The following is a 23,003-nucleotide window of genomic DNA, read 5'->3' on the forward strand; positions in this document are numbered from 1 at the left end:
GGAGTGCCCGAGCGCCGGGAAAGTCGGGTGCGGGGGCCGGGCGGCCGTGCGTAGGGTCGGGGGATGACTGTCGACGTACGCGCGGTGACGGAGTCCGAGTTCCGCGACTGGCAGCGGGCGCTGCGCACCGGCTTCCTCCGGACGCCGGTCGTCTCCGACGAGGAGTTCGCCGACCGGCTGGCCCACGCGGACCTGGCGCGGACGCTCGGGGCCTTCGACGGGGGCCGGATCGTCGCCACCTTCCGGTCCTTCCGGCAGGAGGTGAGCACGGTCGGCGGGGGGAGCCTCGTCGCCGACGCGATCACCCAGGTGACGGTCTCGCCGACGCACCGCAGGCGCGGGCTGCTCGGCCGGATGATGGCCGCCGATCTCGCCGCGGCGAAGGAGCGGGGCGACGCGATCGCGACGCTGATCGCCGCCGAGTACCCGATCTACGGCCGGTTCGGCTTCGGTGTGGCGAGCTGGACGTCCGAGTGGGCCGTGGACGTGCGGCGGGCGGGTCTCGACCCGCGCCGCTCGGGCCGCCCGGAGGACGGCGGCCGGATCGATCTGACGGACGGCGACGAGATCCGCCGGACGGGCCCCGGGCTGCACCGCCGTCTGGCCGGCGTCCGTGCCGGGGTGACCCACCGCGACAAGCGGGACTGGGAGCGCGGCACGGGGCTCGGTTACCAGAGCGATCCGTGGCGGGAGCCGTACTACGCGATGTACCGGTCGGCCGCCGGCGAGGTCGAGGGGTACGTGGCGTACACGGCCGACGACAAGTGGGACGACGCGAAGCAGCCGGTGAACACGGCGAGCGTGCGGGACCTCGTCGCGGTCACTCCGGCCGCCGAGCGTGCCCTGTGGCACTACATGTGCTCGATCGACTGGATCGCGACGGTCCGCTCCGGCTACCGGGCGCCCGACGACCCGCTGCCGATGCTGCTGCCCGACCCGCGCGCGGCCAGGCTGGTGACGTACGCGGACATGCTGTGGGTCCGGGTCCTGGACGTGGTCCGGGTGCTGGAGGGCCGGACGTATCCGGTGGCGGACAGCCTCGTCCTCGAGGTGCGGGACGCCGACGGGCTCGCGGGCGGCCGCTTCCGGCTCGACGCCTCCCCGGCGGGCGTGACCTGTGTCCGTACGACCGGGTCCGCCGATGTCGCCCTCGGCGTCGCCGAGTTGGGGACGCTCGCGTTCGGTGACGAGTCGGCGGTACGGCTGTCCCGGCTCGGGCGCGTCGAGGAGCTGACGCCCGGTGCGGCGGCCCGCGCCGAGCTGCTGTTCCGGACGCCGCTGAGGCCCTTCTCGCCGGACATCTTCTGAGCCCTGCCCTCATAGGATGGACGTCTCGCAAAGGAGATGTCCCGTGAAGCCGGAGTACCCGACCGGGTTGCGTGAGCGGAAGAAGGCGCGCACCCGGCAAGCCCTGTCGGACGCCGCCATCGCGCTCTTCCTGGAGAAGGGTTTCGACGGGGTCTCCGTGGCGGAGGTGGCCGCCGCCGCCGAGGTGTCGAAGCCGACGCTGTTCCGGTACTTCCCGGCCAAGGAGGACCTGGTCCTCCACCGGTTCGCCGACCACGAGGACGAGTCCGCGCGCGTGGTGGAGGCCGGGCGGGCCGAGGGCGCGGCGCCGCTCGACGCGCTGTACGCGCACCTCCTCGACGGGCTTGAGCGGCGCGATCCGGTCACCGGGCTCTGCGATGTTCCGGCGGTCCTGGCGTACCACCGGCTGCTGTACGGGACCCCCGCCCTGCTCGCCGCGATCCACGGCTACCAGCAGCGGTCGGAGGAGGTCCTGGCGCGGGCGCTCGGCGGCGACCCCCTGGTGGCGCGGCTCGCGGCCGGGCAGATCGTGGCGGTGCTGCGGATCCTGGCGAACGCGAACGTGGCCCGGCTGATGGCGGGCGAGGCGATCGAGGAGGTGGGGCGGGACGCGGTGGCGGGGGCGGAGAAGGCGTTCGGCTCGCTGCGGCAGGGGCTTCCGTACTGACCCCCGCTATGACCAAGTAAAAAATGTAACCCGGTAACGTTTTCCGCTAGGCTTGTCGGAATGACGTCACTGGACCTTGAGCTCGCCCGCGAACGCTCCCACCACGACGCCTGCCGCGCCGCCCTGATCCGCATGACCGAGGACGTCGCCGACCAGGTCGTCATCGGCGAGGACGTCGCCGCCTCGGGCGCCGACGCCGAGGCGCTCGGCTACCACCTGCGCAGCCGCGCCAAGGAGATGGGCGAACAGCCGCCCGGACCGCTGTTCTTCGGCCGCCTCGACCGCGAGGACGGCCAGATCCACCACATCGGCCGCCGTCGGATCGCCGAACACCCGGCCGCCCCGCCGCTCGTCGTCGACTGGCGCGCGCCCGTCTCCCGCGCCTACTACCAGGCCGGCGCGCACGACCCGCAGGGCGTCCTGCGGCGCCGCCGCTTCGGCTGGGCCCCGCACAGCACCGGCGCCACAGAGGACCTGACCGCCCTGGAGGACGAGCGCCTCACGGACGGCGGCGGGGCGGGGACCGTGAGCGCCCTCGTCACCGGGGAGATCGAGCGCCCCCGGGTCGGCCCCATGCGGGACATCGCCGCCACCATCCAGCCCGAACAGGACGACCTCGTCCGCTCCGAGCCCGCCGCCTCCCTGTGCGTGCAGGGAGCCCCCGGCACCGGCAAGACCGCGGTGGGCCTGCACCGGGCCGCGTACCTCCTCTATACGCATCCGCAGCGGATCCGCCGCTCCGGACTCCTCGTCCTCGGCCCCCACCGGGCCTTCCTCGCGTACATCTCCGAAGTGCTGCCCTCGCTCGGCGAGACCGGCATCCGGCAGGCCACCCTCGACGAGGAGATCGCCCGCCACGCGGTACGGGCCGAGGACGGCGAGGCGGCGGCCCGGGTCAAGCACGACGCCCGGATGGCGCGGGTGCTGCACCGCGCGCTGTACGGCAGGGTCGACCCGGCCCCGGCGGAGGACCTGGCCGTCCCGGACGGCACGTACCACTGGCGGCTCCCGGCTCACGAACTCGCCGCGATCGTCTCGGCGGTACGGGAGGAGGCCCCGCCCTACGCGACCGGCCGCGAGCGGGTCCGCGCCCGGGTCGTCCGAGCCCTCCAGCTCCGGGCCGAACGCCGCTCGGGGCCCATGGGGGCGGCCTGGGCGCGGAGGATCGAGCGGGCGCGGGCGGTGACGGCGTTCCTCGACGCGTGCTGGCCGAGGACGAGCCCCGAGGAGGTCCTGGCGGAGGTCCTGACGAACCCCGACGACCCCGCGCTGAGCGAGGGCGAGCGCGTGGCGATCCGCTGGGCGCGGCCGCCCCGCTCGTACCGCTCGGCGCACTGGACCGCCGCCGACCTCGTCCTCCTCGACGAGCTCGCGGGCCTGATCGAGCGCCCCGAGAGCTACGGGCACGTCGTCGTCGACGAGGCCCAGGACCTCTCGCCCATGCAGTGCCGGGCCATCGCCCGCCGCACCGCGTTCGGTTCGCTCACCGTCCTCGGCGACCTCGCCCAGGGCACCACCCCGTGGGCGGCCCGCGACTGGGCCGAACAACTGGCCCACCTGGGCAAGGCCGGGACCCCCGTCGTGCCGCTGACCCTCGGCTACCGGGTGCCGGCCGCGATCGTCGACCTCGCCAACCGGCTCCTGCCGCAGCTGGGTGCCGATGTGCCCGCCGGGCGTTCGGTACGCCGGGACGGCGAGGTGACGGTCCACCCGGCGGAGGACCTGGCCGCCGGGGTGCGCGAGGCGGTGCGGGCCGCGCTCGCGGCGGAGGGCTCGGTCGGGGTCATCACGGCGGACGGGCTCGTCGACGCGGTGGCGGAGGCGGCCGGCGACTGCGGCGGGGGCGAACGGGTGACCGTGCTGCCCGCGACGGTCGTCAAGGGCCTGGAGTTCGACCACGTCGTGGTCGTCGAACCGGCCGCGATCGTGGCGGCCGAGGCACGCGGCGCGAACCGGCTGTACGTGGTGCTCACCCGGGCGGTGTCGCGCCTCGCGCTCGTGCACGTGGGGGAGCTGCCGGAGTGTCTCCGTGGGGAGGGGTGAGGGCGGCTCGGTCCGGGCGGGGGCGGTGCGCCCGGCCGGCCCGGGTTCGGCGGCGAGTTCGACGGCCGGAGCACCCGGCGGCGGTGACCCGTCGTCGGGTGCTCCGGAGGAGGCGCGGGGCGGTGCCGGGCCGTCGGTCGGGGCTCAGGCCGCCATCGTCATCTGCCGGGGCTCGGTGGGGGTGGCGTTGGCGGTGGGGCGCAGGACCGTGAGGGCGACGGTCAGGGCGAGGAGGAGGAGCCCGGCGCCGACGCCGAAGGCGAGGTGGTAACCGCCGGTCAGGGCCTCGGGGGCGGGCTTCCCGGCCGCCGTGAGGGACTCGGTGCGGGCGGCGGCCAGGGTGGAGAGGACGGCGACGCCGAGCGCCATGCCGATCTGCTGGGTGGTGTTGAAGAGCCCGGAGGCCAGGCCGGCGTCCGCCTCCTCCGCGCCGGACATGGCGAGCGCGGTGAGGGACGGCAGCGCGAGGCCGAAGCCGGCGGCGAGCAGCATCACCGGGAGCAGGTCGGTGGCGTACGAGGCGTGGACGGGGACGCGGGTCAGCAGGCCCAGGACGCCGATGAGCAGGACGAGGCCGGTGAGCAGGACGTTCCGCTCGCCGAAGCGGGCGATGAGGGGCGCCGAGACGCCGAGGGAGACGGCGCCGATGATCAGCGCGGCGGGCAGCATCGCGAGGCCGGTCTCGGCGGCTCCGTACCCGAGGACCTTCTGCAGGTAGAGGGCGACGAGGACCTGGAAGGAGAAGAGCGCGGCGACCATCAGCATCTGGACGGCGTTCGCGCCGGCGACGGCGCGGGAGCGGAGGATCCGCAGCGGCATGAGGGGGTGCGCGGCCTTCGCCTGGCGGAGCAGGAAGCCGGCGAGGAGGGCGAGCGCGAGGGCCCCGAAGCCGAGCGTGTGCGCCGAACCGGCCCCGTACTCCTCGATCTTGACGACGGCGTAGATCCCGGCCATCAGTCCGGCGGTCACGAGCAGCGCGCCGGTGACGTCGGCGCCGGCCTTCAGCCCGAGGCTGCGGTCGGCGGGCAGGGCGCGGAGGGCGACGAGGAGGGTGGCGGCGCCGATGGGCAGGTTGATGAAGAAGATCCAGTTCCAGGCGAGGGCGTCGGTGAGGACACCGCCGAGGACCTGGCCGAGGGAGGCTCCGGCGGCGCCGGTGAAGCTGAACACGGCGATGGCGCGGGCGCGTTCGCGGGGTGCGGTGAAGAGGGTGACGAGGATGCCGAGGCCGACGGCGGAGGACATCGCGCTGCCGACGCCCTGGAGGAAGCGGGCGGCGATGAGGACGGCGGGGGAGGTGGCGACGCCGGCGAGGACGGAGGCGGCGGTGAAGAGCGCGGTGCCGGCGAGGAACATCCGCCGGCGGCCGATGAGGTCGCCGAGCCGGCCGGCGAGGAGGAGGAGCGAGCCGAAGGCGATGAGGTAGGCGTTGACGACCCAGCTGAGGCCGACGGGGGTGAAGCCGAGGTCGCCCTGGATGGCGGGCATCGCGACGGTGACGATGCTGCCGTCGAGGACGGTCATCAGCATGCCGGTGGCGAGGACGCCGAGGGCGAGGCGGGGGCTGGGGGCGGGGGCAGCGGGCATGGGGACAGCTCCTGTCGGAGGGAGGCGACAGGAGTGACACTAACAGAAGGTTTTGTTGCAGACTATTTTTTACGGAACGGCTTACGGGTGCTATCCGCGCTGCCGGGCCCGGCGGGCGGGCGTCGGGCTCTCGACGGGGGCGTCCAGATGGCCGGTGGCCAGCCGGTTCAGGGCGCGCAGCAGGACGGTGCGCTCCTCGTCGGGGAGCGAGGAGAGGGCGCTCTCGTGTACGCCGTCCACGATCTCCTGGCTCTGCCGGGCGACCTCGGCCCCGGCCTCGGTGACGGCGATGATCCGCGCCCGCCGGTCGGTGCTGGACGGCCGGCGCTCGGCGAGCCCGGCCTTCTCCAAGGCGTCGACGGTCACGACCATCGTCGTCTTGTCCATGTCCCCGATCTCCGCGAGCTGCGCCTGCGTCCGCTCCTCCTCCAGGGCGTGCACGAGGACGCAGTGCATCCGCGCGGTGAGCCCGATGGCACTGAGCGCGGCGGCCATCCGGGTCCGCAGGACGTGACTGGTGTGATCGAGGAGGTAGGAGAGGTCGGGCTCGGTGCGGGTGGGCGCCATGGCTGTCATACCTGCCAGCGTAACGAGAACCGATCCGTAGCGGATCGTCGCGAAGCGGACGAGTGGGGGCGGCCGCGCCGTGCTGGGCGGTGCCCACGCCCCGTGTGGGCAATCGTCCCGCTGGGCGATGGGGGTCCCCCCTGCTCGAGCGAAGCCGAGAGCTTGGGGGAGGGTGGGCGCACGGGACGGCGCCCTTTCGCGGCGCCTTCGCGTTCCGGGCCTGGACCCGCACCGGCCGTGGCGGCGCACATTCGGTGCGGGTTCAGGCGCTGGAGCCTAGGCCCGGCTCGGGGCGCCGTTCCGTTGTGCCCACCCGTTCCGCCCCAGCGGAACGATTGCCCACAACGGGCGGAAGCGCGCCCGCGACGGGGCCCTACAGGCCCCGCGTGCCGTCTATTCGTTCGCGCAGGAGGTCCGCGTGGCCGTTGTGGCGGGCGTACTCCTCGATCATGTGGATCAGGACCCAGCGGAGCGACACCGTTCCGCGCCACCCGTCCTCGCCCGTGACGTCCAGGTTCGGCGCCTCCGCCGTGAAGCGGTCCGCGTAGGCCACCGCCGCGTGCCACGCCTCCCAGGCCTCGGCGACGGCCGACGGGCCGGCCGCGGCCTCGTCGAAGTCCCCGTCGGGGGAGGCCGGTGAGGAGAAGAGGGGGCGCGCGTCCTTCTCGCCGGCGAGGATCTCGCGGAACCAGTGGCGCTCGACGTCGGCCAGGTGCCGGACCAGGCCGAGGAGGGACAGCGTCGACGGTTCCACCGACCTCACCGCCAGCTCCTCCTCCAGGCCCGCGCACCTCAGCACCAGCGTCGCCCGCTGGTCCGCCAGGAACCCGGCGAGCATCGGCAGCTCGTCCCCGGTCGCGGGACCGGTGAACCGCGCCGGCCCCGCGACCCCCGCCTCGTCGAGGACATCCGAGCGCCGCCTGGGCGCCGCCACGTCGTTCCGTTCGTCAACTGTCATGCTGTCCCTCCCCGTTGGGCTTTCAGGCCATACTGTCAGGCCTTCGGCTGGGCGAAGCGGATCATGTTGCCGGCCGGGTCGCGGAACGCGCAGTCGCGCACGCCGTAGTGCTGGTCGACCGGCTCCTGGAGGACCTCCGCGCCGGCCGCCCGGACGCGTTCGAAGGTGGCGTCGACGTCCTGCGTGGAGAAGATGACGCCGCGCAGCAGGCCCTTGCCGAGGAGGTCCGTGACCGCCTTCCGGTCGGCCTCCGAGGCGCTGGGGTCGGGCAGCGGGGTCTCCAGGACGACCGCCACGTCCGGCTGCGCGGGCGACCCGAGGGTCACCCAGCGCATCCCCTCGTAGCCGACGTCGTTGCGGACCTCCAGGCCGAGTGCGTCCCGGTAGAAACCGAGCGCCGCGTCGGCGTCGTCGACGGTGATGAAGCACTGCGAGAGCTTGATGTTGTCCATGCCGACGACGCTACGGCGAGGCGCTCGTTCCCGCTTCTCCGATCCTGATCGCTTCAGAAGGGCCGCCGTTCTTCACCGGCCGCGTCAGCACCTTCGCCACGCACGCCGGCATTGCCGCGCCCTCCTCGTGGCTGCGCGCCCGGTACGCGCTCGGCGTCTCCCCGACCAGCTCGGTGAACCGCGAGCTGAACGACCCGAGCGACGTACAGCCCACCTCGAAGCAGACCTCCGTCACGCTCAGGTCCCCGCGCCGCAGCAGCGCCTTCGCGCGCTCGACGCGCCGGGTCATCAGATAGCTGTACGGCGTCTCGCCGAACGCGGTGCGGAAGCTGCGCGCGAAGTGCCCGGTCGACATCAGGGCGACCCTCGCCAGGGCCGGTACGTCCAGCGGCGAGGCGTAGTCGCGGTCCATGGTGTCCCGCGCGCGGCGCAGTCGTTTCAGGTCCTCCAGGTCCACGCCCCCAGCATGGCACGGCACACGGCACCCCGTACGCGACTCTTGCAAGCAGGTGCTTGCAATAGTTAGCAAAGGCTGGCATGGTCGGAGCATGGCATCGCTCAACGTCGGCAATCTCGGCGAGTACCTCCGCGAGCAGCGGCGGACCGCGCAGCTCTCCCTGCGTCAGCTCGCCGACGCCGCCGGGGTGTCGAACCCGTACCTCAGCCAGATCGAGCGCGGGCTGCGCAAGCCCAGCGCCGAGGTCCTCCAGCAGGTCGCGAAGGCCCTGCGGATCTCCGCCGAGACGCTCTACGTACGGGCCGGGATCCTCGACGAGAAGGAGCGGGAGGAGCTGGAGACGCGCGCCGTCATCCTGGCCGATCCCTCGATCAACGAGCGGCAGAAGCAGGTGCTGCTCCAGATCTACGACTCCTTCCGCAAGGAGAACGCCGCCGACGCCGCCGCGGAAGCCGCACCCGATGCCACGCCGCCTTCGACCTAGTACGTCATCTCCGGGAGGAACACCAGCATGGCCATCATCGACGAACTGCGTACCCCTCTCTACTTCGCCGCCGGCACCGCCGACCTCGCCGTCCAGCAGGCCAAGAAGGTCCCCGGCCTGATCGAGCAGCTCGCCGCCGAGGCCCCCGCGCGCATCGACGCCGTGCGGAAGACCGACCCGAAGGCCGTGCAGGAGAAGGTGACCGCGCAGGCCAAGGAGGCCCAGGCCACCGTGCAGTCGAAGTTCGCCGAGGTCGTCGGCGGTCTCGACACCGACCTGAAGAAGCTCGGCGAGACCGCCCAGGACCTCGCCCTGCGCGGGGTCGGCGTCGCCGCCGAGTACGCCGTGAAGGCGCGCGAGAAGTACGAGGAGGTCGCCGCCCACGGCGAGGAGGCCGTCCGCGCCTGGCGGGGCGAGGTCGCCGAGGAGATCACCGAGATCGCCGTCGTCGTCGAGCCCGAGCCCGAGGCGAAGGCGGAGACGGACGAGAAGCCCGAGCCCGAGAAGGCGCCCGCTCGCAAGACCACCGCCCGCAAGGCTCCCGCCAAGAAGACGACGGTCGCCGCCGAGAAGGAGTAGGGCCGGGCACCAATTCGGGTACCCGGTGCGTTGTACCGGGTACCTTGACCGCGAGGCGCTCTCTCTCCATCCCCCTAGGCGGTGCTCAGCATGTTGCGCGCGGGATTCGACTCCCTTCTCTCCCTGGTGATCTTCCTGGTCTTCACCGGCTTCGCCGTCGCCGCGCTCGTCTTCGCCGCCATGGCGCGCGAGGACGCCTACCGCGCCGCCGACAAGCAGACGAAGAAGTTCTGGCTGATCATCCTGGGCATCAACCTCGCCCTGAACCTGCTGCTGCCGATGCTGTTCCTGCAGATCGCGGGCCTGATCGCCGCCATCGTCTTCATGGTGGACGTGCGCCCCGCGCTCGCGCAGGTCTCCGGCGGAGGCCGGGGCGGCCGCCGGGGCGGCGGCTCCAGCAGCGACGGACCGTACGGCCCCTACAACGGCGGCCGGTAGGCAGGACGACGGAAGACAGGACGACGGAAGACAGGGCCCGGGTGGTGCTTACCCCCGGGTCCTGTCCCTTTCCAGGGCCAGGACGGCGACGTCGTCCGTGAGCTCGCCGCCGTTCAGGGACCGGACCTCCGTCACGGCCGCCTCCAGGAGTTCCTCGCCCCGCAGGCCCGAGGCCAGCTGCCGGTTGATCATCTCGACCATCCCGTCCTGGCCGAGCCGCGGCGAGTCGGGGCCCGCCGAGCGGCCCTCGATGAGCCCGTCCGTGTACATGAGCAGGCTCCACGCCCCGCCCAGCTCGACCTGCCGGCGCGGCCAGCGGGCGCGCGGCAGCAGTCCGAGGGCCGGGCCGCCGTCCTCGTACGGGAGGAGCCGTGCCGTCCGCCCCTGCCGGGCGATCAGCGGCGAGGGGTGCCCGGCCAGGCAGAGCCCGGCCCGGCGCCCGTCGGGCGCGATGTCGACGGTGCAGAGGGTCGCGAAGATCTCCTCGCTCTCCCGCTCGTGCTCCAGGACCTGCTGCATCGTGGAGAGCAGCTCGTCCCCGCACAGGCCCGCGAAGGTCAGCGCACGCCAGGCGATCCGCAGCTCGACGCCGAGCGCGGCCTCGTCGGGGCCGTGCCCGCAGACGTCGCCGATCATGGCGTGGACGGTGCCGTCGGGGGTGCGGACGACGTCGTAGAAGTCGCCGCCGAGCAGGGCGCGGGAGCGTCCGGGCCGGTAGTGGGCGGCGAAGCGGAGGTCGGAGCCCTCCAGGAGCGGCGTCGGGAGCAGCCCGCGCTCCAGGCGGGCGTTCTCCTGGGCGCGGAGGCGGGACTCGGCCAGCTTCACCTGGACCGCGTCGGCCCGCTTGCGTTCGACGGCGTACCGGATGGCCCGGCTGAGCAGCCGCCCGTCGAGCTCCTCGCGGAAGAGGTGGTCCTGGGCCCCGACGCGTACGGCCTCGGCGGCCAGCTCGGCGTCCGCGGAGCCCGCGAGCGCGAGGACCGCGTGGCGCGGGGCGAGGCGCAGGATGTGCCGCAGCGGGGCGAGCGGGTCGTCGCCGGCGGCCCCGGCGCGCGCGCCGGGCAGGGAGAGGTCGACGAGGACGCAGTGGACGTCGTCGGTGAGGAGCCGCTCGGCCTCGGTGAGGTTACGGGCGGTACGGATGCGGACCCGGGTGCCGGCGGCGTCCGCCGCGTCGAGCAGTTCGGGTACGGCGAGGGCACCCGCCGGGTCGTCCTCGACGACCAGGAGAGTGAGATCGGTGCGGTCGGTTCCTGTGACTGTGCCTGTCATGGGAGTGGCGTCCATTGGGGTGGTTTCGCCGGGTCCCGCAGCGGCAGAGACGTTTCTCTGGCGCGGTACGGATACGGGCATCGGTCCGGGTTTCCTTCCCTCCCCCCGAGGGTGCGCAGGGCGCCGGGTGGCGTCCCGCCCGTCCCGGACCATAGCGGTAGGGCGGTGCGCAGCGGAATGGTGATCAGCCTGTGAGAGCGCGCGTCGCACTTGGCATATGCCGCGGAAGGGGAGGTACTTGCCCCCGGACGGTCCGCGCGGGGCACCGGATCCCATGAGAAAGGTCACGCCCCGGGAGCCGCCCGTCGAGCCACCGGGGTGGCTCGTGTCACGAAGGGCGGACCACGCCCCCTCGCGTCACCGAGGCCCTTCGTGTCACGAAGGGCGGACCACGCCCAGGATCTCCATCGAGCCCGCGCCCGCGAGGGTCACGTTCCGGCCCGGGCGCGGCGCGTGCACGATCATGCCGTTCCCGACGTACATGCCGATGTGGCTCGCGTCCTGGAAGTAGACGATCAGGTCGCCGGGCCGCATGTCCTTGATGTCCACGTGCGGAAGCAGCCGCCACTGCTCCTGCGAGGTGCGCGGGATCCCCCGGCCGGCCGCGCCCCAGGCGCTCTGGGTCAGCCCCGAGCAGTCGTACGAGCCCGGTCCCTCCGCGCCCCAGACGTACGGCTTGCCGATCTGGGCCGTGGCGAAGTCGACCGCCCTCTTGCCCTCCGCGGTCGCGCCCGCGTGCGGGCCGTCGAGGACGCCGGTGCCGAGCCAGCTCGTCTGGGCCCGGAGCTGGGCCTGCTCCTCCAGGCGCCGCAGCCGCTCGCGCTCCTCGGCGGCGAGCTCGGACTCCAGCTTCTTCGCGGCGTCGATCTTGTCGTTGATCTCCTTCTTCGCCTTGGCCTGCTTGACGCGGATGGCCTCCAGCTTGGTCCAGTTGGTGCTGGCGTCCTTGGCGTACGTGTCCAACTCGGCCTGGGTGCGGGTCATCTCGCCCAGCAGGTCGGTGGTGGCCTTGGCGCCGGACTTGAGCCGCCCGGCGGCGTCGAGGAAGAGCTGCGGGTCGTTCGTGAGGACGAGCTGCGCGCCGTCCGGGAGTCCGCCGTTGCGGTACTGGGCGCGGGCCTGGGCGCCCGCCTTGGACTTGAGGTCCTCGATCCTCTCGCGGCCCTCCACGATCATCCGGGCGAGCCGGACGATCTCGGCGGACTGCTCCTTGGTCTTCTCCTCGGCGAGGTTGTACGCGTCGGTGGCGACGGCCGCCTTGCGGTAGAGGTCGTCGATCTCCTTGCGCACCTCCTCCAGGCTCTTCTTCGGCGGCGGGGGCGGGAGCGGCGCGGCCGAGGCCTGGAGGGTCAGTGCGGGGGAGGCCAACACGGTCAGGGCGCAGATCACGGTGATCGCGGCAGTGGCGTGGCGGCGTCGGTTCACGAGCTCCCCCTCGAGTGACCCAAATCTGATTTACCGTCAGTAACTTGGTGGTGACCTTGGCGATAGTGCCATGCGAAACCGGAAAACGACAGGGGAAACCAGGGCTTGTCGGGCCGGTTCCCCCCACGGGGGACGAGTGATACGCGTGTGGCGTTCCCTCTGCACGGGAAATTCAAGGGGAGTTACGGATACCGAGGGAAAGACATCCGGGCCGACACGCCGTCAGAACCAGCCCCCCGTCAGAGCCTGCACCCCGTCAGGACCGGTCCGCCGTCAGAACCGCCCCCCCGGTCAGAACCCGCCCCCCCCGTCACGTCCTCGGTGCCAGCGCCTCCCACCGCACCGTCACCTCGCCCTGGCGCCACCGCCGCGGGCCGTCCGTCAGCGGCCAGTCCGCCGCCAGGTCGCGGACCGAGCGGATCCACCGCTGCCGGGCGCCGAGCGAGGCGTACGGGGCGGCCGCCGCCCACGCCCGGTCGAAGTCCCGCAGGAACGCGTGCACCGGTTCGCCCGGCACGTTCCGGTGGATCAGCGCCTTCGGCAGCCGTTCCGCGAGGTCCGAGGGCCGGTCGAGCGAGCCGAGCCGGGTCGCGAAGGTCACCGTGCGCGGCCCGGCCGCGTCGAGCGCCACCCACACGTGCCGGCGCCCGATCTCGTCGCAGGTGCCCTCCACGAGCAGCCCGCCGGGTGCGAGCCGGTCGCAGAGCCGCGCCCAGACGGCGGCGACCTGGTCCTCGTCGTACTGGCGCAGCACGTTCGCGGCCCGGATCAGGGCGACCCGGCCGGGGACCGGCACCTCGAAGCCGCCGTGCAGGAAGGAGAGGCCCTCGTGAGCGGCTTCGTACGGCTTCGCGGCCTCGACGCGGGCGGGCTCGATCTCGATCCCGTACAGGAGGGTGCGGGGGTCGGCGGTGCGGAGCCGGGCCAGGAGCTCGACGGCGGTCCAGGGGGCGGCCCCGTACCCGAGGTCGACGGCGAGCGGCGGCTCGGGGGAGCGGCGCAGGGCGGGGCCGTGGACGGCGGCGATCCAGCGGTCCATGCGGCGCAGCCGGTTCGGGTTGGTGGTCCCGCGGGTCGGGGTGCCGACGGGGCGGGTGGTGCGCGGGGCCATGTCATGAGCGTAAGGGGTGCCTCTCGGACCGGTGGCCCCGGCAACGAATTGGCAAAGCAGGGGGCCGGCGGAAATGAAAGGGGCGATTCCGGTGTTGTGGCCGCTGGAGGACGTACCGCGCCCTCCAGCAGTCATGCCCGACGAGCTCAGCCGCCCAGCTCAGCCCCCCGAGCGGAAGGACCGCCGACGTGAGCCAGTACGTGTCCCGGTTCGCCGGTACCCGGCACCGGCACCCGGCGCCGGCCAGGCTCCGGCTCCCCGGCCGGCACCGCACCCCCCGGCGCGTGGCCATGCTCAGCGTCCACACCTCGCCGCTGCACCAGCCCGGCACGGGTGACGCGGGCGGCATGAACGTCTACATCGTCGAGCTGGCGAAACGACTCGCCGCCATCGACATCGAGGTGGAGATCTTCACCCGGGCCACCACCGGCGGCCTCCCGCCGGTGGTCGAGCTGACCCCGGGCGTGCTGGTACGCCATGTGGACGCGGGCCCGTACGAGGGTCTGGCGAAGGAGGAGCTGCCGGCGCAGCTCTGTGCCTTCACGCACGGCGTGATGCAGGCGTGGGCGGGTCACCGGCCCGGCCACTACGACCTCGTCCACTCCCACTACTGGCTCTCCGGGCACGTCGGCTGGCTGGCCGCCGAGCGCTGGGGCGTCCCGCTCGTGCACGCCATGCACACGATGGCGAAGGTCAAGAACGCGGCGCTGGCCGAGGGCGACACGCCCGAGCCCGCGGCCCGGGTGATCGGCGAGACGCAGATCGTCTCGGCCGCCGACCGGCTGATCGCGAACACGGCCGAGGAGGCCGACGAGCTGGCCCGCTTCTACGAGGCGGACCCGGGCAAGATCGCGGTGGTGCACCCGGGGGTCAACCTGGACCACTTCCGTCCCGCCGACGGCCGCGCGGCGGCCCGGGCGCGGCTCGGCCTGCCGCAGGACGCGTTCATCCCGGTCTTCGCGGGCCGGATACAGCCGCTGAAGGCCCCGGACATCCTGCTCAGCGCCGCCGCGCGGCTCCTGGAGCAGGACCCCTCGCTGCGTGGCCGGATGGTGGTCCCGGTGGTCGGCGGCCCGAGCGGCAGCGGCCTGGCGAAGCCGGAGCAGCTGCAGAAGCTGGCGGCCCGGCTCGGGATCTCGGACGTCGTGCGCTTCCACCCGCCGGTGGGGCAGGACCGGCTCGCGGACTGGTTCCGCGCGGCCAGCGTGCTCGTCATGCCCTCGTACAGCGAGTCCTTCGGTCTGGTCGCGATCGAGGCGCAGGCGGCGGGCACGCCGGTCGTCGCGGCGGCGGTGGGCGGTCTGCCCGTGGCCGTACGGGACGAGGTGACCGGTTTCCTCGTGCAGGGGCACGACCCGGCGGACTACGCGCGGGCGCTCGGCCGGTTCGTGACGGACCCGACGCTGTCCGCGCGGATGGGCGAGGCGGCGGCGCTGCACGCGGGGTCCTTCGGCTGGGACACGGCGGCCTCGGGCACGGCGGACGTGTACACGGCGGCCATGCACGACCACCGGCTGCGGGAGAACCGCCGTCGCGTACGCTCGCACCATGGCTGAGACCGAGGTCGTCCGGCGGATCGTCGAGGACACGTTCAAGGACGCGGAGCTGGACTGGGAGTCCCCGGAGCCCGGCTCGTACGTCGTGAAGCTCCCGGGCACGCGGAAGCTGTTCACCACCCTGTCGCTGCGGGTGGGCCGCCACTCGGTCTCCCTCAACGCCTTCGTCATCCGGCACCCGGACGAGAACGAGGCGGGGGTCCACCGCTGGCTCCTCGAACGCAACCTCAAGCTGTACGGGGTGAGTTACGCGGTCGACGCCCTCGGCGACGTCTACCTCGCCGGCAAGCTGCCGCTGGCGGCCGTCACCCCGGAGGAGCTGGACCGGCTGCTCGGCTCGGTCCTGGAGGCGGCGGACGGCGACTTCAACACCCTCCTGGAGCTGGGCTTCGCGTCGGCGATCCGCCGGGAGTACGAGTGGCGGGTCTCGCGCGGCGAGTCGACCCGGAACCTGGACGCGTTCAAGAACCTGACCCAGAAGCCGACGCGCTGACCCCTTCCCGTGAGGGCCCTCTGCTGCCAGGTCCGTCCCGCGAACCCGTACGAGGCCCAGCGGGCGCTCAGGGCGGAGTGACCGTGGCGCTGCGGTAGCGGCCCGGTGTCGTGCCGAACTCGCGGCGGAAGGCGTGGGAGAGGGCGTACGGGGAGGCGTAGCCGACGTGGCGGGCGACGGTCGCCAACGGGGCCTCGGTGTCGCGCAGCAGGGCGGCGGCGCGGGTCAGCCGCCACCAGGTGAGGTACGCCATCGGGGGGCGGCCCACCAGGGTGGTGAAGCGGCGGGCGAGGGTCGGGCGGGAGACGCCCGCCTCGGCCGCGAGCCGGTCGACCGTCCAGGGCGCGGCCGGGTCGGAGTGCAGCGCGCGCAGCGCGGCGGCCGCCACCGGGTCGCCCAGGACGGCGGGCCACGTTCCGGCCGTGCTCCCGGCCGCGGTCTCGGTCGCCATCCAGGACCGGATCATGTAGACGAACAGCAGGTCGAGCAGGCTGGGAAGCGCGAGGCATACGCCGGGCCGCCGTTCGTCCAGCTCTCCTCCCAGGAGGCCGATGGCGGCCCGGAGCTCGGAATGGGTGCCTTCGCGGGCCGGCAGGTGGACGAGCGGCGGGAGTTCGGCGAGCAGCGGGTGCGTGTGGCTGCGGTCGAGCCGGTACTTGCCGCAGAGCATCTCGACCTCGCGCGCGCGTGGGGCCGGTCGGGGCGGGCGCGGGAGGCTTCCGTCGGCCCAGCGTTCGAAGGGCACCGCGCGTGCGACCGTCTCCGCGTCGGCGGGCGCGTCGGCGATGACGTGCCCGGTGCCGTGCGGGAGCAGCACCGCGTCGCCCGGACCGAGCGCGACCGGTGCGCCGCCGTCGGGCAGCAGCCAGCAGCTGCCGCTGAGGACGACGTGGAAGCCGGCCCCGTCGTACGGGGCGAGCCGCGCGCACCAGCGTCCGGCGACCCGTACCCGGTCGGAGGAGGGCTGCCCGACCCGTACGGCCGAGATCGCGTCGCTCACCACGTCCATGGCGGGAGCGTATCGCCGGGGGTGAGCTTCTCGCGTATGAGGGGGAGCAGTTCAGGCATTGAGAGGCTCAACTCCCCCTCCCTACTGTCGATCGCATGACGAACGAGAGCGCACAGAGCATCGTCCTGGGGGACGTCGAGATCATCCGGGTCGTCGAGTGGCAGGGGCCGTTCGCGCCGGCCCGCACCCTCGTTCCGGACGCCGGGGCCGAGGTGTGGAAGGACAACGAGGAGTGGCTGGCGCCGGACCACTGGGCGCCGGACGGCGACAGCGCGGTGATGGCGCTGCAGACCTGGGTGCTGCGCAGCGGCGGGCGGACCGTCCTGGTCGACACCGGCGTCGGTGACGGGCGGGAGCGGCCCCACTCGCCGCACTTCCACCGGCGGCGGGACGGTTTCCTCGGCCGTCTGGAGCGGGCGGGCATCCGGCCCGAGGACGTCGACGTCGTCGTGAACACCCATCTGCACGCGGACCACGTCGGCTGGAACACCTACGACGCGGGAGGGGAGTGGGCGCCGACGTTCCCGAACGCCCGGTACCTCCTCCCCGCCGCCGACGACTTCCACTTCGGCCCGGAGAACGGGTACGGCGGCGGCCTCCAGGAGGAGGACCGGCTGATCTACGAGGACAGCGTGGCGCCCGTGCACCGCGCGGGGCTCGTCACGCTCTGGGACGGCTCCCACCGCATCGACGAGAACCTCGTCCTGGAGTCCGCGCCCGGCCACACGCCGGGTTCCGCCGTGCTGCGGCTCGCCTCCGGGACGGACCGGGCGGTCTTCGTCGGCGACCTCCTGCACAGCCCGGTGCAGATCCTCGACCCGGCGCGCGCCAGCTGTTTCTGCCTGGACGCGGCCGGGGCGGCGGCGAGTCGCCGACGGGTCCTCGAACGGGCCGCCGACGCGCGGGAACTGGTCGTCCCCGCGCACTTCGGCGGGGCGGGCGCCGCCGAAGTGCGCAGGGAGGGGACGGGGTTCGCGGTGGCCGGGTGGGCGGCCTACGGGAGGGGCTGAGTCAGGCGCCGACGGCGGAGGACTCGGGGTTCTCGCTGCGGTTGGTGGCGGGGGCGTCGACTTCCTCGGAGAGGGTGGTGGCGGGGGTGTCGACTCCGGCCGCCTCCGTCTCCTCCGAGAGGGCCTTCCGCAGGCGGGTGAAGTACCCGACCGCCGCCGCCACGCCGATCGCGGTCGTCACCGCCCACAGCACGTCCGGTCCCGGCCCGCCGACGATCGCGCCGGCGCCGATCGGGGCGACGAAACCGGCGACGGCCCACGACATGCCCATCACGCCCTGGTAGCGGCCCCGGGCGTGCTCGGGGGCCAGGCGGGCGGTGGCGGCGGCGTTCGTCGGGACGTGGATCATCTCGCCGACCGTCCAGACGACCACGGTCGCGGCGAAGGCGACGGGGGAGCCGGCGAGGGCGGTCGCGCCGGTGCCGAGGGCGAAGAGGAGCGCGGAGAGGGTCAGCAGGAGGACGGGGGAGCGCTTGTCGGTCAGCTTGTTGACGAGCAGCTGGAAGCCGACGATCACGATGCCGTTGACGGCGATGACGACGCCGTACGAGGAAGGGGAGAGGCCCTGGTTCGCCATGGTCAGCGGCAGGCCGATCCAGGGGGCGGTGAAGACGAGGCAGACGAGGAGGTTGAGCAGGACGAGGGTCCGGAAGGGCGCGTCGCGGAGCACGGTCAGCATGCTGACCTTCTCCTCGGCGACCGGCTCGCCCTGCTTGTCGACGGCGGCCTCGGGGCGGGTCTCGGGGAGCCGGAGGAAGACGATGACGGCGCACAGTGTGGTGGCGACGGCGTCGACGACGAACAGGGTCCGGTAGCCGAGGAAGGCCGCGGCGCCGCCGGCGATGGAGGCGACGGCGAAGCCGAGGTTGAGGGCCCAGTAGTTGAGGGCGTACGCCCGGCGCACGTCGTGGGCGGGGACCATGTCGGCGATGGTCGCGTTGATGGAGGGGCGGACGGCCTGCATGGCGACGCCCATGAGGAGGACGACGGCGGCGATGGCCCAGGCGCTGGTGACGACGGCGAGGGCGGCGGCGCAGGCGGCGGCCGCGAGGTGCATGGTGACCATGGTGGGGCGGCGGCCCCAGCGGTCGGTGAGGGCGCCGCCGAGCGGCGATCCCGCCACACCGCCCAGTCCGTGGAGGGCGACGACGAGTCCGGCGAACCAGGCCGAGTGCCCGAGCTCGACGGTCAGGTAGAGGGAGAGGAAGGTCAGGACGAAGGCGCCGGTCCGGTTGACCAGGGTGGAGAGCCAGAGCCACCAGAAACCCGGGGGGAGGCCGGAGACCGTCTCGCGGGCCGATCGTCTGAGCGAATCGATGGACATGTGTGGCGGCCCCCTGTGGTGCGTAAGCCCTGCTTCCGGCTCTCGTAACTTACGCATCTCATACGCCGGACGCCAGCGAATTGACGACGCGCGTCAATCGTCAGCGGTCGATTAGGCTCGTACGCATGGCCGACGCACCGTACAAGCTGATCCTCCTCCGCCACGGCGAGAGCGAGTGGAACGAGAAGAATCTGTTCACCGGATGGGTGGACGTGAACCTCACCGCCAAGGGCGAGAAGGAGGCGACGCGCGGCGGCGAGCTGCTCAAGGACGCCGGCCTGCTGCCCGACGTGCTGCACACCTCCCTCCAGAAGCGCGCCATCCGCACGGCGCAGCTCGCGCTCGAGGCCGCGGACCGTCACTGGATCCCCGTCAACCGCTCGTGGCGCCTGAACGAGCGCCACTACGGCGCCCTCCAGGGCAAGGACAAGGCGCAGACCCTCGCCGAGTTCGGCGAGGAGCAGTTCATGCTGTGGCGCCGCTCGTACGACACCCCGCCGCCGGCGCTCTCGGACGACAGCGAGTACTCGCAGGCCCACGACGCCCGCTACCAGACGATCCCGCCGGAGCTGCGCCCGCAGACCGAGTGCCTCAAGGACGTCGTCGAGCGGATGCTCCCGTACTGGTACGACAACATCGTCCCGGACCTCCTCGCCGGCCGCACGGTCCTGATCGCCGCCCACGGCAACAGCCTCCGCGCCCTGGTGAAGCACCTGGACGGCATCTCGGACGCCGACATCGCGGGCCTGAACATCCCGACGGGCATCCCCCTCTCCTACGAGCTGGACGAGAACTTCAAGCCCCTCAACCCGGGCGGCACCTACCTCGACCCGGACGCCGCCGCGGCGGCCATCGAGGCCGTGAAGAACCAGGGCAAGAAGTAACAACACGCGTGATCAAGGCCCCCACCTGCGGTTTCTCCGCGAGTGGGGGCCTTGTCCGTGTCTCCGTCCTGCGGTGCTACAGGGCCGGGCGGGGTTCGCTGGTCCGCAGCCTGCGGGCGAGGTGGCCGAGCAGGACGGCGTTGACCAGGCCGGACAGTGCCACCCCGAGGGCGAAGACCAGCGGGCCGAGCCAGGTGATCGAGGAGAACAGTTCGATGGGCGTGGAGATCGCCACCGCGAGGAGGCTGAGCGGGGCCGTGGCCATGAGGGGCCAGATGCCGGCGTATCCGGGGTCCGGCAGGAGGAACGTGGCGCACAGGAAGAATCCGAGGGCGACCGCGACCACGGCGAGGTAGCCACGGGCGAGCCAGTTGTCCACCGCGGGTGCCAGCAGGGCCCGGAGCCCGCCCGCGGGGTTCTCCACGTCTCTTCTTCGCTGCTCGGCCGGAGCCGTGGTCGTGATCCTCGTGGCGAGGGCTCCGAGCACGGCGGCGTTCACGAGGGCGCACACCACGAGCCAGCCGGTGAAGCCCGCGACCGCCGTCATGTCGGCCGCCCCGTCGATCTGGGCGCCGGGGTCGAGGGGGAGGAACACCATCAGGAAGGAGAGGGGCGCCGTCAGCAGCAGCGAGCTCCCGGCCAGGGCGCTGTCCGGGGCGAGGAACATGGCCGCGAGGGAGACGGCGAACACCGCGAGATAGCCCCGGGCGAGCCAGTTGCCCGAAGCGAGGGCGAGCAGTCGGCGCAGGCGCGGGAGGCGGCGGGGGTGGGACGCAGTCGGCATCGGTTGTTCCTCGGGTAGGTCCGTTGGTGATCTCCACGATGGATCACGGGTCGCGCCCGAACATGAGTACCGGTACTCAACGGCGGGGGCGCGGAGAGCGCATCCGTCTGCGCAGGACCCTCAGGGCCGGGCACCGTCCGTACGTTGTCGTGCGGGGGTTCTGAGGGCGTACCAGGTGTGTGACAGCGGGGGCCGGGTGCTGTGCGCGGGGGTGGGGCGTTGCTACGTTCCCGGCAGGGGTGCGGCCGTGCGGTGGCCGCCCGTGAAGAGGGGGCTTCCCGAATGAACGTCGACCGTCTCAGACCCGCTGTCCTCGCACTGGCCGCCGGTGCGCTGGCCGTTGTGCTCACCGGCTGCCAGGAGGGCGGCTCGGCCGCCGCGCCGACCGCGCCCGCGCCGGTCGCCACGACCACCGGCGCGTCCGGTGCGCCCGCCGGGACGACCGCCCCGCCGACCGCCCCGCCGGCCGCCACCCCGACCGCCGCTCCCGCCGTGAAGAAGCCCGTCGTCGCCAAGCCCTCGGCCCCCAAGCCCGCGCCCCCCAAGACCTCCGCGCCCGCGACGTCCGCGCCCAAGGCCGAGGACTGTGTCGACGCGCCTCCCGGGCCCGACGACGTCGACCCCGACGAGTTCGCGCTCTACCGGATCGAGGAGCTCGACCCCAGCACGGGGAAGGTCAACCTCGTGGTCCAGCGCGGGGCTTGGGGGTGTGCCCCCAAGGACTCCGACGGAGGGCCGTTCGTCGTCACCGGTGAGGAGAGCCGCTGGGCGCTCGACCAGGCCGCGTACGTCACCGCCACCAACCCGATCGTCACCAGCACCGAGAACCAGCGGATCGGCGTGCAGGAGCTGATCGACTGGGTCAAGGCCCACCCGGACTCCGGGCTCGTCTTCCGGTTCCAGGTCGGGGACGACGGGGCGATCCACCAGCTGGAAGAGGTCTTCACCCCGTAACGGGCCTTCTCCGCCGGACGGGTGAGGGCGAAACCTTCCGGCGGCCGCGCGCCGCTTGGGGCTCGGGGGAGCGGGTTAGGGGTGGGGATGACCTTGGTCGTCTCCACCGAAACGAGAACCCCCGTGCGCCTCCGCCACTCCCTCGCCGCCGTCTGCGGCGCACTCGCCCTCACCGCCACCCTGGCCACCCCCGCCCACGCCGCCACCGGCGACTTCCACTACCGGTTCATCGGGATCAGCGGCGAACCGCAGACCGGCACGCTCGAAGACCCGGCGAGCGGGGAGTGCCTCACCATCCCCGAGGCGGCCGACCCGAGCGCCTCCGAGCCCGCCTTCGCGCCGCACAACGACACGGACGAGAAGGCGATCGTGTTCACGGGGCCCGACTGCTCCGGCGACACCTGGATCCTCCGCCCGCACGGGCGCCCGGCCACCGACCGGTTGAAGCTGCGCTCGGTGGTGTTCTTCCAGCCGTAGCGGTTGCGGCGGACTTTCTCAGAACCCGTCGCAGGCGTGCGCGCGGAAGTCCGCCACCGTCGTCGTCCGGACCTCGTCGCCGTGGGAGTAAGCGACCTGGTCCGGCCGCAGCTTCTTCAGGTCCGCCAGGGTGAAGGAGTGGTGCAGCGTCGACCAGGAGTTGTCGTGGCTCGCGCCGTAGAGCTTGTAGAGCTGTCCCGGTTCGAGGGGGTGCGGGGCTTCGAGCGGTGTCCAGCCGTCGGCCCCGGTCGCCGAGCCGGTCAGGGGCCAGCTCGTGAAGCCGTCGACGGGCTTCGCCGAGGTCCAGACATCCGTGTACTCCGGTTCCTTGGCGTCCGCCGCGGCCTCGGCGCCCGGGTCCGGGTCCGGCTCGGCCGGGTACAGCAAGGCCTCGTCGATCTGGTCGTGGCACACCAGGATCACGCCCATCGGTTCCCCCTCCGCCGTCACCATGACGCCGGTGAAGCCCGCGGGCGGGACGGTGCAGCCCGCCAGGGCGGGCAGGAGGACGGCGATCGGTACGAGGCGGCGCAGCCAGGAAGTCATGCGCGTCATCCTGGAGCCGGTCGGGAAATCACCGATGGACATCCCGGCGAATTGTTAGCGTCCTGCGCATGAGCACGTCACTCCGCCTGGAGCCCGTCACCCCCGCCACCATCGACGCCGCCCTCGCCCTGCGCGTCCACCCCCATCAGGAGCGCAATGTCGCGCCCGTCGTGAAATCCCTCGCGGAGGCGTACGCCTTCGGGGAGAACGCCTGGCCGCGGCTGATCTTCGACGGCGACGAGCTCGTCGGGTTCCTGATGGCCTTCCTCGACATCCCCTGGAACGAGGAGAAGGACCCCGCCGACCGGCGCAGTGGTCTCTGGCGGCTGAACATCGCCGCCTCCGGGCAGGGCAAGGGGTACGGGCGCTTCGCCGTCGAGGCCGTGCGCGACGAGCTCCACCGGCGCGGCGAGCGGCGGTTCTACGTGACCTGGGAGCCCGGCGAGGACGGTCCCGGCGCCTTCTACGACAAGCTGGGATTCCGTACCACCGGAGAGGACAGCGGCGGCCAGGTCGTCGCCGTGCTTGATATAGAGAGGGGCCTCGACCTATAGCGGGGCCTCGACACAGAGCGGGGCGTGGGAGAGGGGAAGGGGGGCGCGTGTCCACGCGCCCCCC

24 protein-coding genes and 1 pseudogene are annotated in these 23,003 nt (G+C 73.0%); 13 read left to right on the forward strand and 12 right to left on the reverse strand.

The features are described from left to right. Positions 1-63: 63 nt before the first annotated feature. The 3 genes from ACWGN5_RS28685 to ACWGN5_RS28695 are packed head-to-tail and all read left to right on the forward strand — an operon-like array spanning position 64 to position 4,018. Positions 64-1,308: a GNAT family N-acetyltransferase gene (locus ACWGN5_RS28685; RefSeq protein WP_453520361.1), complete on the forward strand. Its 1,245-nt coding sequence runs from the start codon at positions 64-66 to the stop codon at positions 1,306-1,308. 43 nt (positions 1,309-1,351) lie between these two features. Continuing rightward, positions 1,352-1,975, forward strand: coding sequence for a TetR/AcrR family transcriptional regulator (locus ACWGN5_RS28690; protein ID WP_453520362.1), 624 nt, complete (start codon positions 1,352-1,354; stop codon positions 1,973-1,975). Between the two features lie 60 nt (positions 1,976-2,035). Beyond that, on the forward strand, positions 2,036-4,018 hold the full coding sequence (locus ACWGN5_RS28695) for a HelD family protein (protein WP_453520364.1): 1,983 nt from the start codon (positions 2,036-2,038) through the stop codon (positions 4,016-4,018). Positions 4,019-4,162: 144 nt separating this feature from the next. Here the strand turns inward: ACWGN5_RS28695 and ACWGN5_RS28700 are convergent, their stop codons facing one another. The 5 genes from ACWGN5_RS28700 to ACWGN5_RS28720 form a co-directional block, all read right to left on the reverse strand. Beyond that, positions 4,163-5,605 carry an MFS transporter gene (locus tag ACWGN5_RS28700; RefSeq protein ID WP_453520366.1) on the reverse strand — a complete coding sequence of 481 codons (1,443 nt, stop codon included), beginning with the start codon at positions 5,603-5,605 and terminating at the stop codon, positions 4,163-4,165. A gap of 90 nt (positions 5,606-5,695) precedes the next feature. Continuing rightward, positions 5,696-6,181, reverse strand: coding sequence for a MarR family winged helix-turn-helix transcriptional regulator (locus ACWGN5_RS28705; protein ID WP_453520367.1), 486 nt, complete (start codon positions 6,179-6,181; stop codon positions 5,696-5,698). A gap of 364 nt (positions 6,182-6,545) precedes the next feature. Further along, positions 6,546-7,130: a DinB family protein gene (locus tag ACWGN5_RS28710; protein ID WP_453520369.1), complete on the reverse strand. Its 585-nt coding sequence runs from the start codon at positions 7,128-7,130 to the stop codon at positions 6,546-6,548. Between the two features lie 35 nt (positions 7,131-7,165). Then, positions 7,166-7,582: a VOC family protein gene (locus ACWGN5_RS28715; protein ID WP_351180365.1), complete on the reverse strand. Its 417-nt coding sequence runs from the start codon at positions 7,580-7,582 to the stop codon at positions 7,166-7,168. Positions 7,583-7,592: 10 nt separating this feature from the next. Next, positions 7,593-8,039, reverse strand: a complete 447-nt coding sequence (locus ACWGN5_RS28720) for a helix-turn-helix domain-containing protein (protein ID WP_453520372.1) — start codon at positions 8,037-8,039, stop codon at positions 7,593-7,595. 91 nt (positions 8,040-8,130) lie between these two features. Here ACWGN5_RS28720 and ACWGN5_RS28725 point away from each other — a divergent pair. The 3 genes and pseudogenes from ACWGN5_RS28725 to ACWGN5_RS28735 form a co-directional block, all read left to right on the forward strand. Then, a pseudogene (locus tag ACWGN5_RS28725) lies at positions 8,131-8,502 on the forward strand (helix-turn-helix domain-containing protein); the annotation flags it as partial. A 48-nt stretch (positions 8,503-8,550) separates the two neighbouring features. Continuing rightward, positions 8,551-9,102 (forward strand): hypothetical protein, encoded by a 552-nt coding sequence (locus ACWGN5_RS28730; protein ID WP_453520375.1) that lies wholly within the window; start codon positions 8,551-8,553, stop codon positions 9,100-9,102. A gap of 90 nt (positions 9,103-9,192) precedes the next feature. Continuing rightward, complete coding sequence (locus tag ACWGN5_RS28735; RefSeq protein WP_351180359.1) at positions 9,193-9,540, forward strand: DUF2516 family protein; 348 nt, start codon at positions 9,193-9,195, stop codon at positions 9,538-9,540. Positions 9,541-9,588: 48 nt separating this feature from the next. On the opposite strand, the gene ACWGN5_RS28740 is transcribed toward ACWGN5_RS28735, so the two are convergent. The 3 genes from ACWGN5_RS28740 to ACWGN5_RS28750 form a co-directional block, all read right to left on the reverse strand. Next, positions 9,589-10,827, reverse strand: a complete 1,239-nt coding sequence (locus ACWGN5_RS28740) for a PP2C family protein-serine/threonine phosphatase (RefSeq protein ID WP_453520377.1) — start codon at positions 10,825-10,827, stop codon at positions 9,589-9,591. A 360-nt stretch (positions 10,828-11,187) separates the two neighbouring features. Further along, positions 11,188-12,237, reverse strand: coding sequence for an NlpC/P60 family protein (locus ACWGN5_RS28745; RefSeq protein WP_453520380.1), 1,050 nt, complete (start codon positions 12,235-12,237; stop codon positions 11,188-11,190). 310 nt (positions 12,238-12,547) lie between these two features. Beyond that, entirely contained in the window at positions 12,548-13,348 is an 801-nt protein-coding gene (locus tag ACWGN5_RS28750) for a class I SAM-dependent methyltransferase (protein WP_453520382.1), read from the reverse strand. Between the two features lie 188 nt (positions 13,349-13,536). Here ACWGN5_RS28750 and mshA point away from each other — a divergent pair, with 188 nt between their 5' ends. Together mshA and ACWGN5_RS28760 are read left to right on the forward strand one after the other, a co-directional pair. After that, positions 13,537-14,904: a D-inositol-3-phosphate glycosyltransferase gene (gene mshA, locus ACWGN5_RS28755; RefSeq protein WP_453520385.1), complete on the forward strand. Its 1,368-nt coding sequence runs from the start codon at positions 13,537-13,539 to the stop codon at positions 14,902-14,904. After that, positions 14,897-15,397, forward strand: a complete 501-nt coding sequence (locus ACWGN5_RS28760) for a type III secretion system chaperone family protein (protein ID WP_369145575.1) — start codon at positions 14,897-14,899, stop codon at positions 15,395-15,397. The genes mshA and ACWGN5_RS28760 overlap by 8 nt, the downstream gene beginning before the upstream one ends. A gap of 67 nt (positions 15,398-15,464) precedes the next feature. Here ACWGN5_RS28760 and ACWGN5_RS28765 read toward each other — a convergent pair whose 3' ends face one another. After that, positions 15,465-16,406: an AraC family transcriptional regulator gene (locus ACWGN5_RS28765; protein ID WP_453520389.1), complete on the reverse strand. Its 942-nt coding sequence runs from the start codon at positions 16,404-16,406 to the stop codon at positions 15,465-15,467. A gap of 95 nt (positions 16,407-16,501) precedes the next feature. Between ACWGN5_RS28765 and ACWGN5_RS28770 the strand changes: the two genes are divergently transcribed. Continuing rightward, positions 16,502-17,416, forward strand: coding sequence for an MBL fold metallo-hydrolase (locus tag ACWGN5_RS28770; protein ID WP_453520392.1), 915 nt, complete (start codon positions 16,502-16,504; stop codon positions 17,414-17,416). A 1-nt stretch (position 17,417) separates the two neighbouring features. Here the strand turns inward: ACWGN5_RS28770 and ACWGN5_RS28775 are convergent, their stop codons facing one another. Beyond that, positions 17,418-18,740, reverse strand: coding sequence for an MDR family MFS transporter (locus ACWGN5_RS28775; RefSeq protein ID WP_453520395.1), 1,323 nt, complete (start codon positions 18,738-18,740; stop codon positions 17,418-17,420). A gap of 125 nt (positions 18,741-18,865) precedes the next feature. Here ACWGN5_RS28775 and ACWGN5_RS28780 point away from each other — a divergent pair, with 125 nt between their 5' ends. Next, positions 18,866-19,624, forward strand: a complete 759-nt coding sequence (locus ACWGN5_RS28780; RefSeq protein ID WP_453520398.1) for a phosphoglyceromutase — start codon at positions 18,866-18,868, stop codon at positions 19,622-19,624. 76 nt (positions 19,625-19,700) lie between these two features. Here the strand turns inward: ACWGN5_RS28780 and ACWGN5_RS28785 are convergent, their stop codons facing one another. Beyond that, on the reverse strand, positions 19,701-20,408 hold the full coding sequence (locus ACWGN5_RS28785) for an SCO4225 family membrane protein (RefSeq protein ID WP_453520401.1): 708 nt from the start codon (positions 20,406-20,408) through the stop codon (positions 19,701-19,703). A 282-nt stretch (positions 20,409-20,690) separates the two neighbouring features. Here ACWGN5_RS28785 and ACWGN5_RS28790 point away from each other — a divergent pair, with 282 nt between their 5' ends. Together ACWGN5_RS28790 and ACWGN5_RS28795 are read left to right on the forward strand one after the other, a co-directional pair. Continuing rightward, positions 20,691-21,362 (forward strand): hypothetical protein, encoded by a 672-nt coding sequence (locus tag ACWGN5_RS28790; protein ID WP_453520404.1) that lies wholly within the window; start codon positions 20,691-20,693, stop codon positions 21,360-21,362. Positions 21,363-21,485: 123 nt separating this feature from the next. Then, complete coding sequence (locus ACWGN5_RS28795) at positions 21,486-21,839, forward strand: hypothetical protein (protein WP_453520407.1); 354 nt, start codon at positions 21,486-21,488, stop codon at positions 21,837-21,839. Positions 21,840-21,857: 18 nt separating this feature from the next. On the opposite strand, the gene ACWGN5_RS28800 is transcribed toward ACWGN5_RS28795, so the two are convergent. Further along, positions 21,858-22,385 carry a hypothetical protein gene (locus ACWGN5_RS28800; RefSeq protein ID WP_453520410.1) on the reverse strand — a complete coding sequence of 176 codons (528 nt, stop codon included), beginning with the start codon at positions 22,383-22,385 and terminating at the stop codon, positions 21,858-21,860. Between the two features lie 68 nt (positions 22,386-22,453). Between ACWGN5_RS28800 and ACWGN5_RS28805 the strand changes: the two genes are divergently transcribed. Further along, positions 22,454-22,939, forward strand: a complete 486-nt coding sequence (locus ACWGN5_RS28805; RefSeq protein WP_453520413.1) for a GNAT family N-acetyltransferase — start codon at positions 22,454-22,456, stop codon at positions 22,937-22,939. Positions 22,940-23,003 lie beyond the last annotated feature (64 nt).

The organism is Streptomyces sp. NPDC055815 (assembly GCF_053616475.1).

Excerpts from the sequence above, each read along its gene's own strand:
- ACWGN5_RS28685 (WP_453520361.1), top strand. The coding sequence starts at position 64 with ATGACTGTCGACGTACGCGCGGTGACGGAGTCCGAGTTCCGCGACTGG.
- ACWGN5_RS28695 (WP_453520364.1), top strand. The coding sequence starts at position 2,036 with ATGACGTCACTGGACCTTGAGCTCGCCCGCGAACGCTCCCACCACGAC.
- ACWGN5_RS28700 (WP_453520366.1), bottom strand. The coding sequence starts at position 5,605 with ATGCCCGCTGCCCCCGCCCCCAGCCCCCGCCTCGCCCTCGGCGTCCTC.
- ACWGN5_RS28705 (WP_453520367.1), bottom strand. The coding sequence starts at position 6,181 with ATGACAGCCATGGCGCCCACCCGCACCGAGCCCGACCTCTCCTACCTC.
- ACWGN5_RS28710 (WP_453520369.1), bottom strand. The coding sequence starts at position 7,130 with ATGACAGTTGACGAACGGAACGACGTGGCGGCGCCCAGGCGGCGCTCG.
- ACWGN5_RS28715 (WP_351180365.1), bottom strand. The coding sequence starts at position 7,582 with ATGGACAACATCAAGCTCTCGCAGTGCTTCATCACCGTCGACGACGCC.
- ACWGN5_RS28730 (WP_453520375.1), top strand. The coding sequence starts at position 8,551 with ATGGCCATCATCGACGAACTGCGTACCCCTCTCTACTTCGCCGCCGGC.
- ACWGN5_RS28735 (WP_351180359.1), top strand. The coding sequence starts at position 9,193 with ATGTTGCGCGCGGGATTCGACTCCCTTCTCTCCCTGGTGATCTTCCTG.
- ACWGN5_RS28740 (WP_453520377.1), bottom strand. The coding sequence starts at position 10,827 with ATGGACGCCACTCCCATGACAGGCACAGTCACAGGAACCGACCGCACC.
- ACWGN5_RS28750 (WP_453520382.1), bottom strand. The coding sequence starts at position 13,348 with ATGGCCCCGCGCACCACCCGCCCCGTCGGCACCCCGACCCGCGGGACC.
- ACWGN5_RS28760 (WP_369145575.1), top strand. The coding sequence starts at position 14,897 with ATGGCTGAGACCGAGGTCGTCCGGCGGATCGTCGAGGACACGTTCAAG.
- ACWGN5_RS28765 (WP_453520389.1), bottom strand. The coding sequence starts at position 16,406 with ATGGACGTGGTGAGCGACGCGATCTCGGCCGTACGGGTCGGGCAGCCC.
- ACWGN5_RS28770 (WP_453520392.1), top strand. The coding sequence starts at position 16,502 with ATGACGAACGAGAGCGCACAGAGCATCGTCCTGGGGGACGTCGAGATC.
- ACWGN5_RS28775 (WP_453520395.1), bottom strand. The coding sequence starts at position 18,740 with ATGTCCATCGATTCGCTCAGACGATCGGCCCGCGAGACGGTCTCCGGC.
- ACWGN5_RS28780 (WP_453520398.1), top strand. The coding sequence starts at position 18,866 with ATGGCCGACGCACCGTACAAGCTGATCCTCCTCCGCCACGGCGAGAGC.
- ACWGN5_RS28785 (WP_453520401.1), bottom strand. The coding sequence starts at position 20,408 with ATGCCGACTGCGTCCCACCCCCGCCGCCTCCCGCGCCTGCGCCGACTG.
- ACWGN5_RS28790 (WP_453520404.1), top strand. The coding sequence starts at position 20,691 with ATGAACGTCGACCGTCTCAGACCCGCTGTCCTCGCACTGGCCGCCGGT.
- ACWGN5_RS28800 (WP_453520410.1), bottom strand. The coding sequence starts at position 22,385 with ATGACTTCCTGGCTGCGCCGCCTCGTACCGATCGCCGTCCTCCTGCCC.
- ACWGN5_RS28805 (WP_453520413.1), top strand. The coding sequence starts at position 22,454 with ATGAGCACGTCACTCCGCCTGGAGCCCGTCACCCCCGCCACCATCGAC.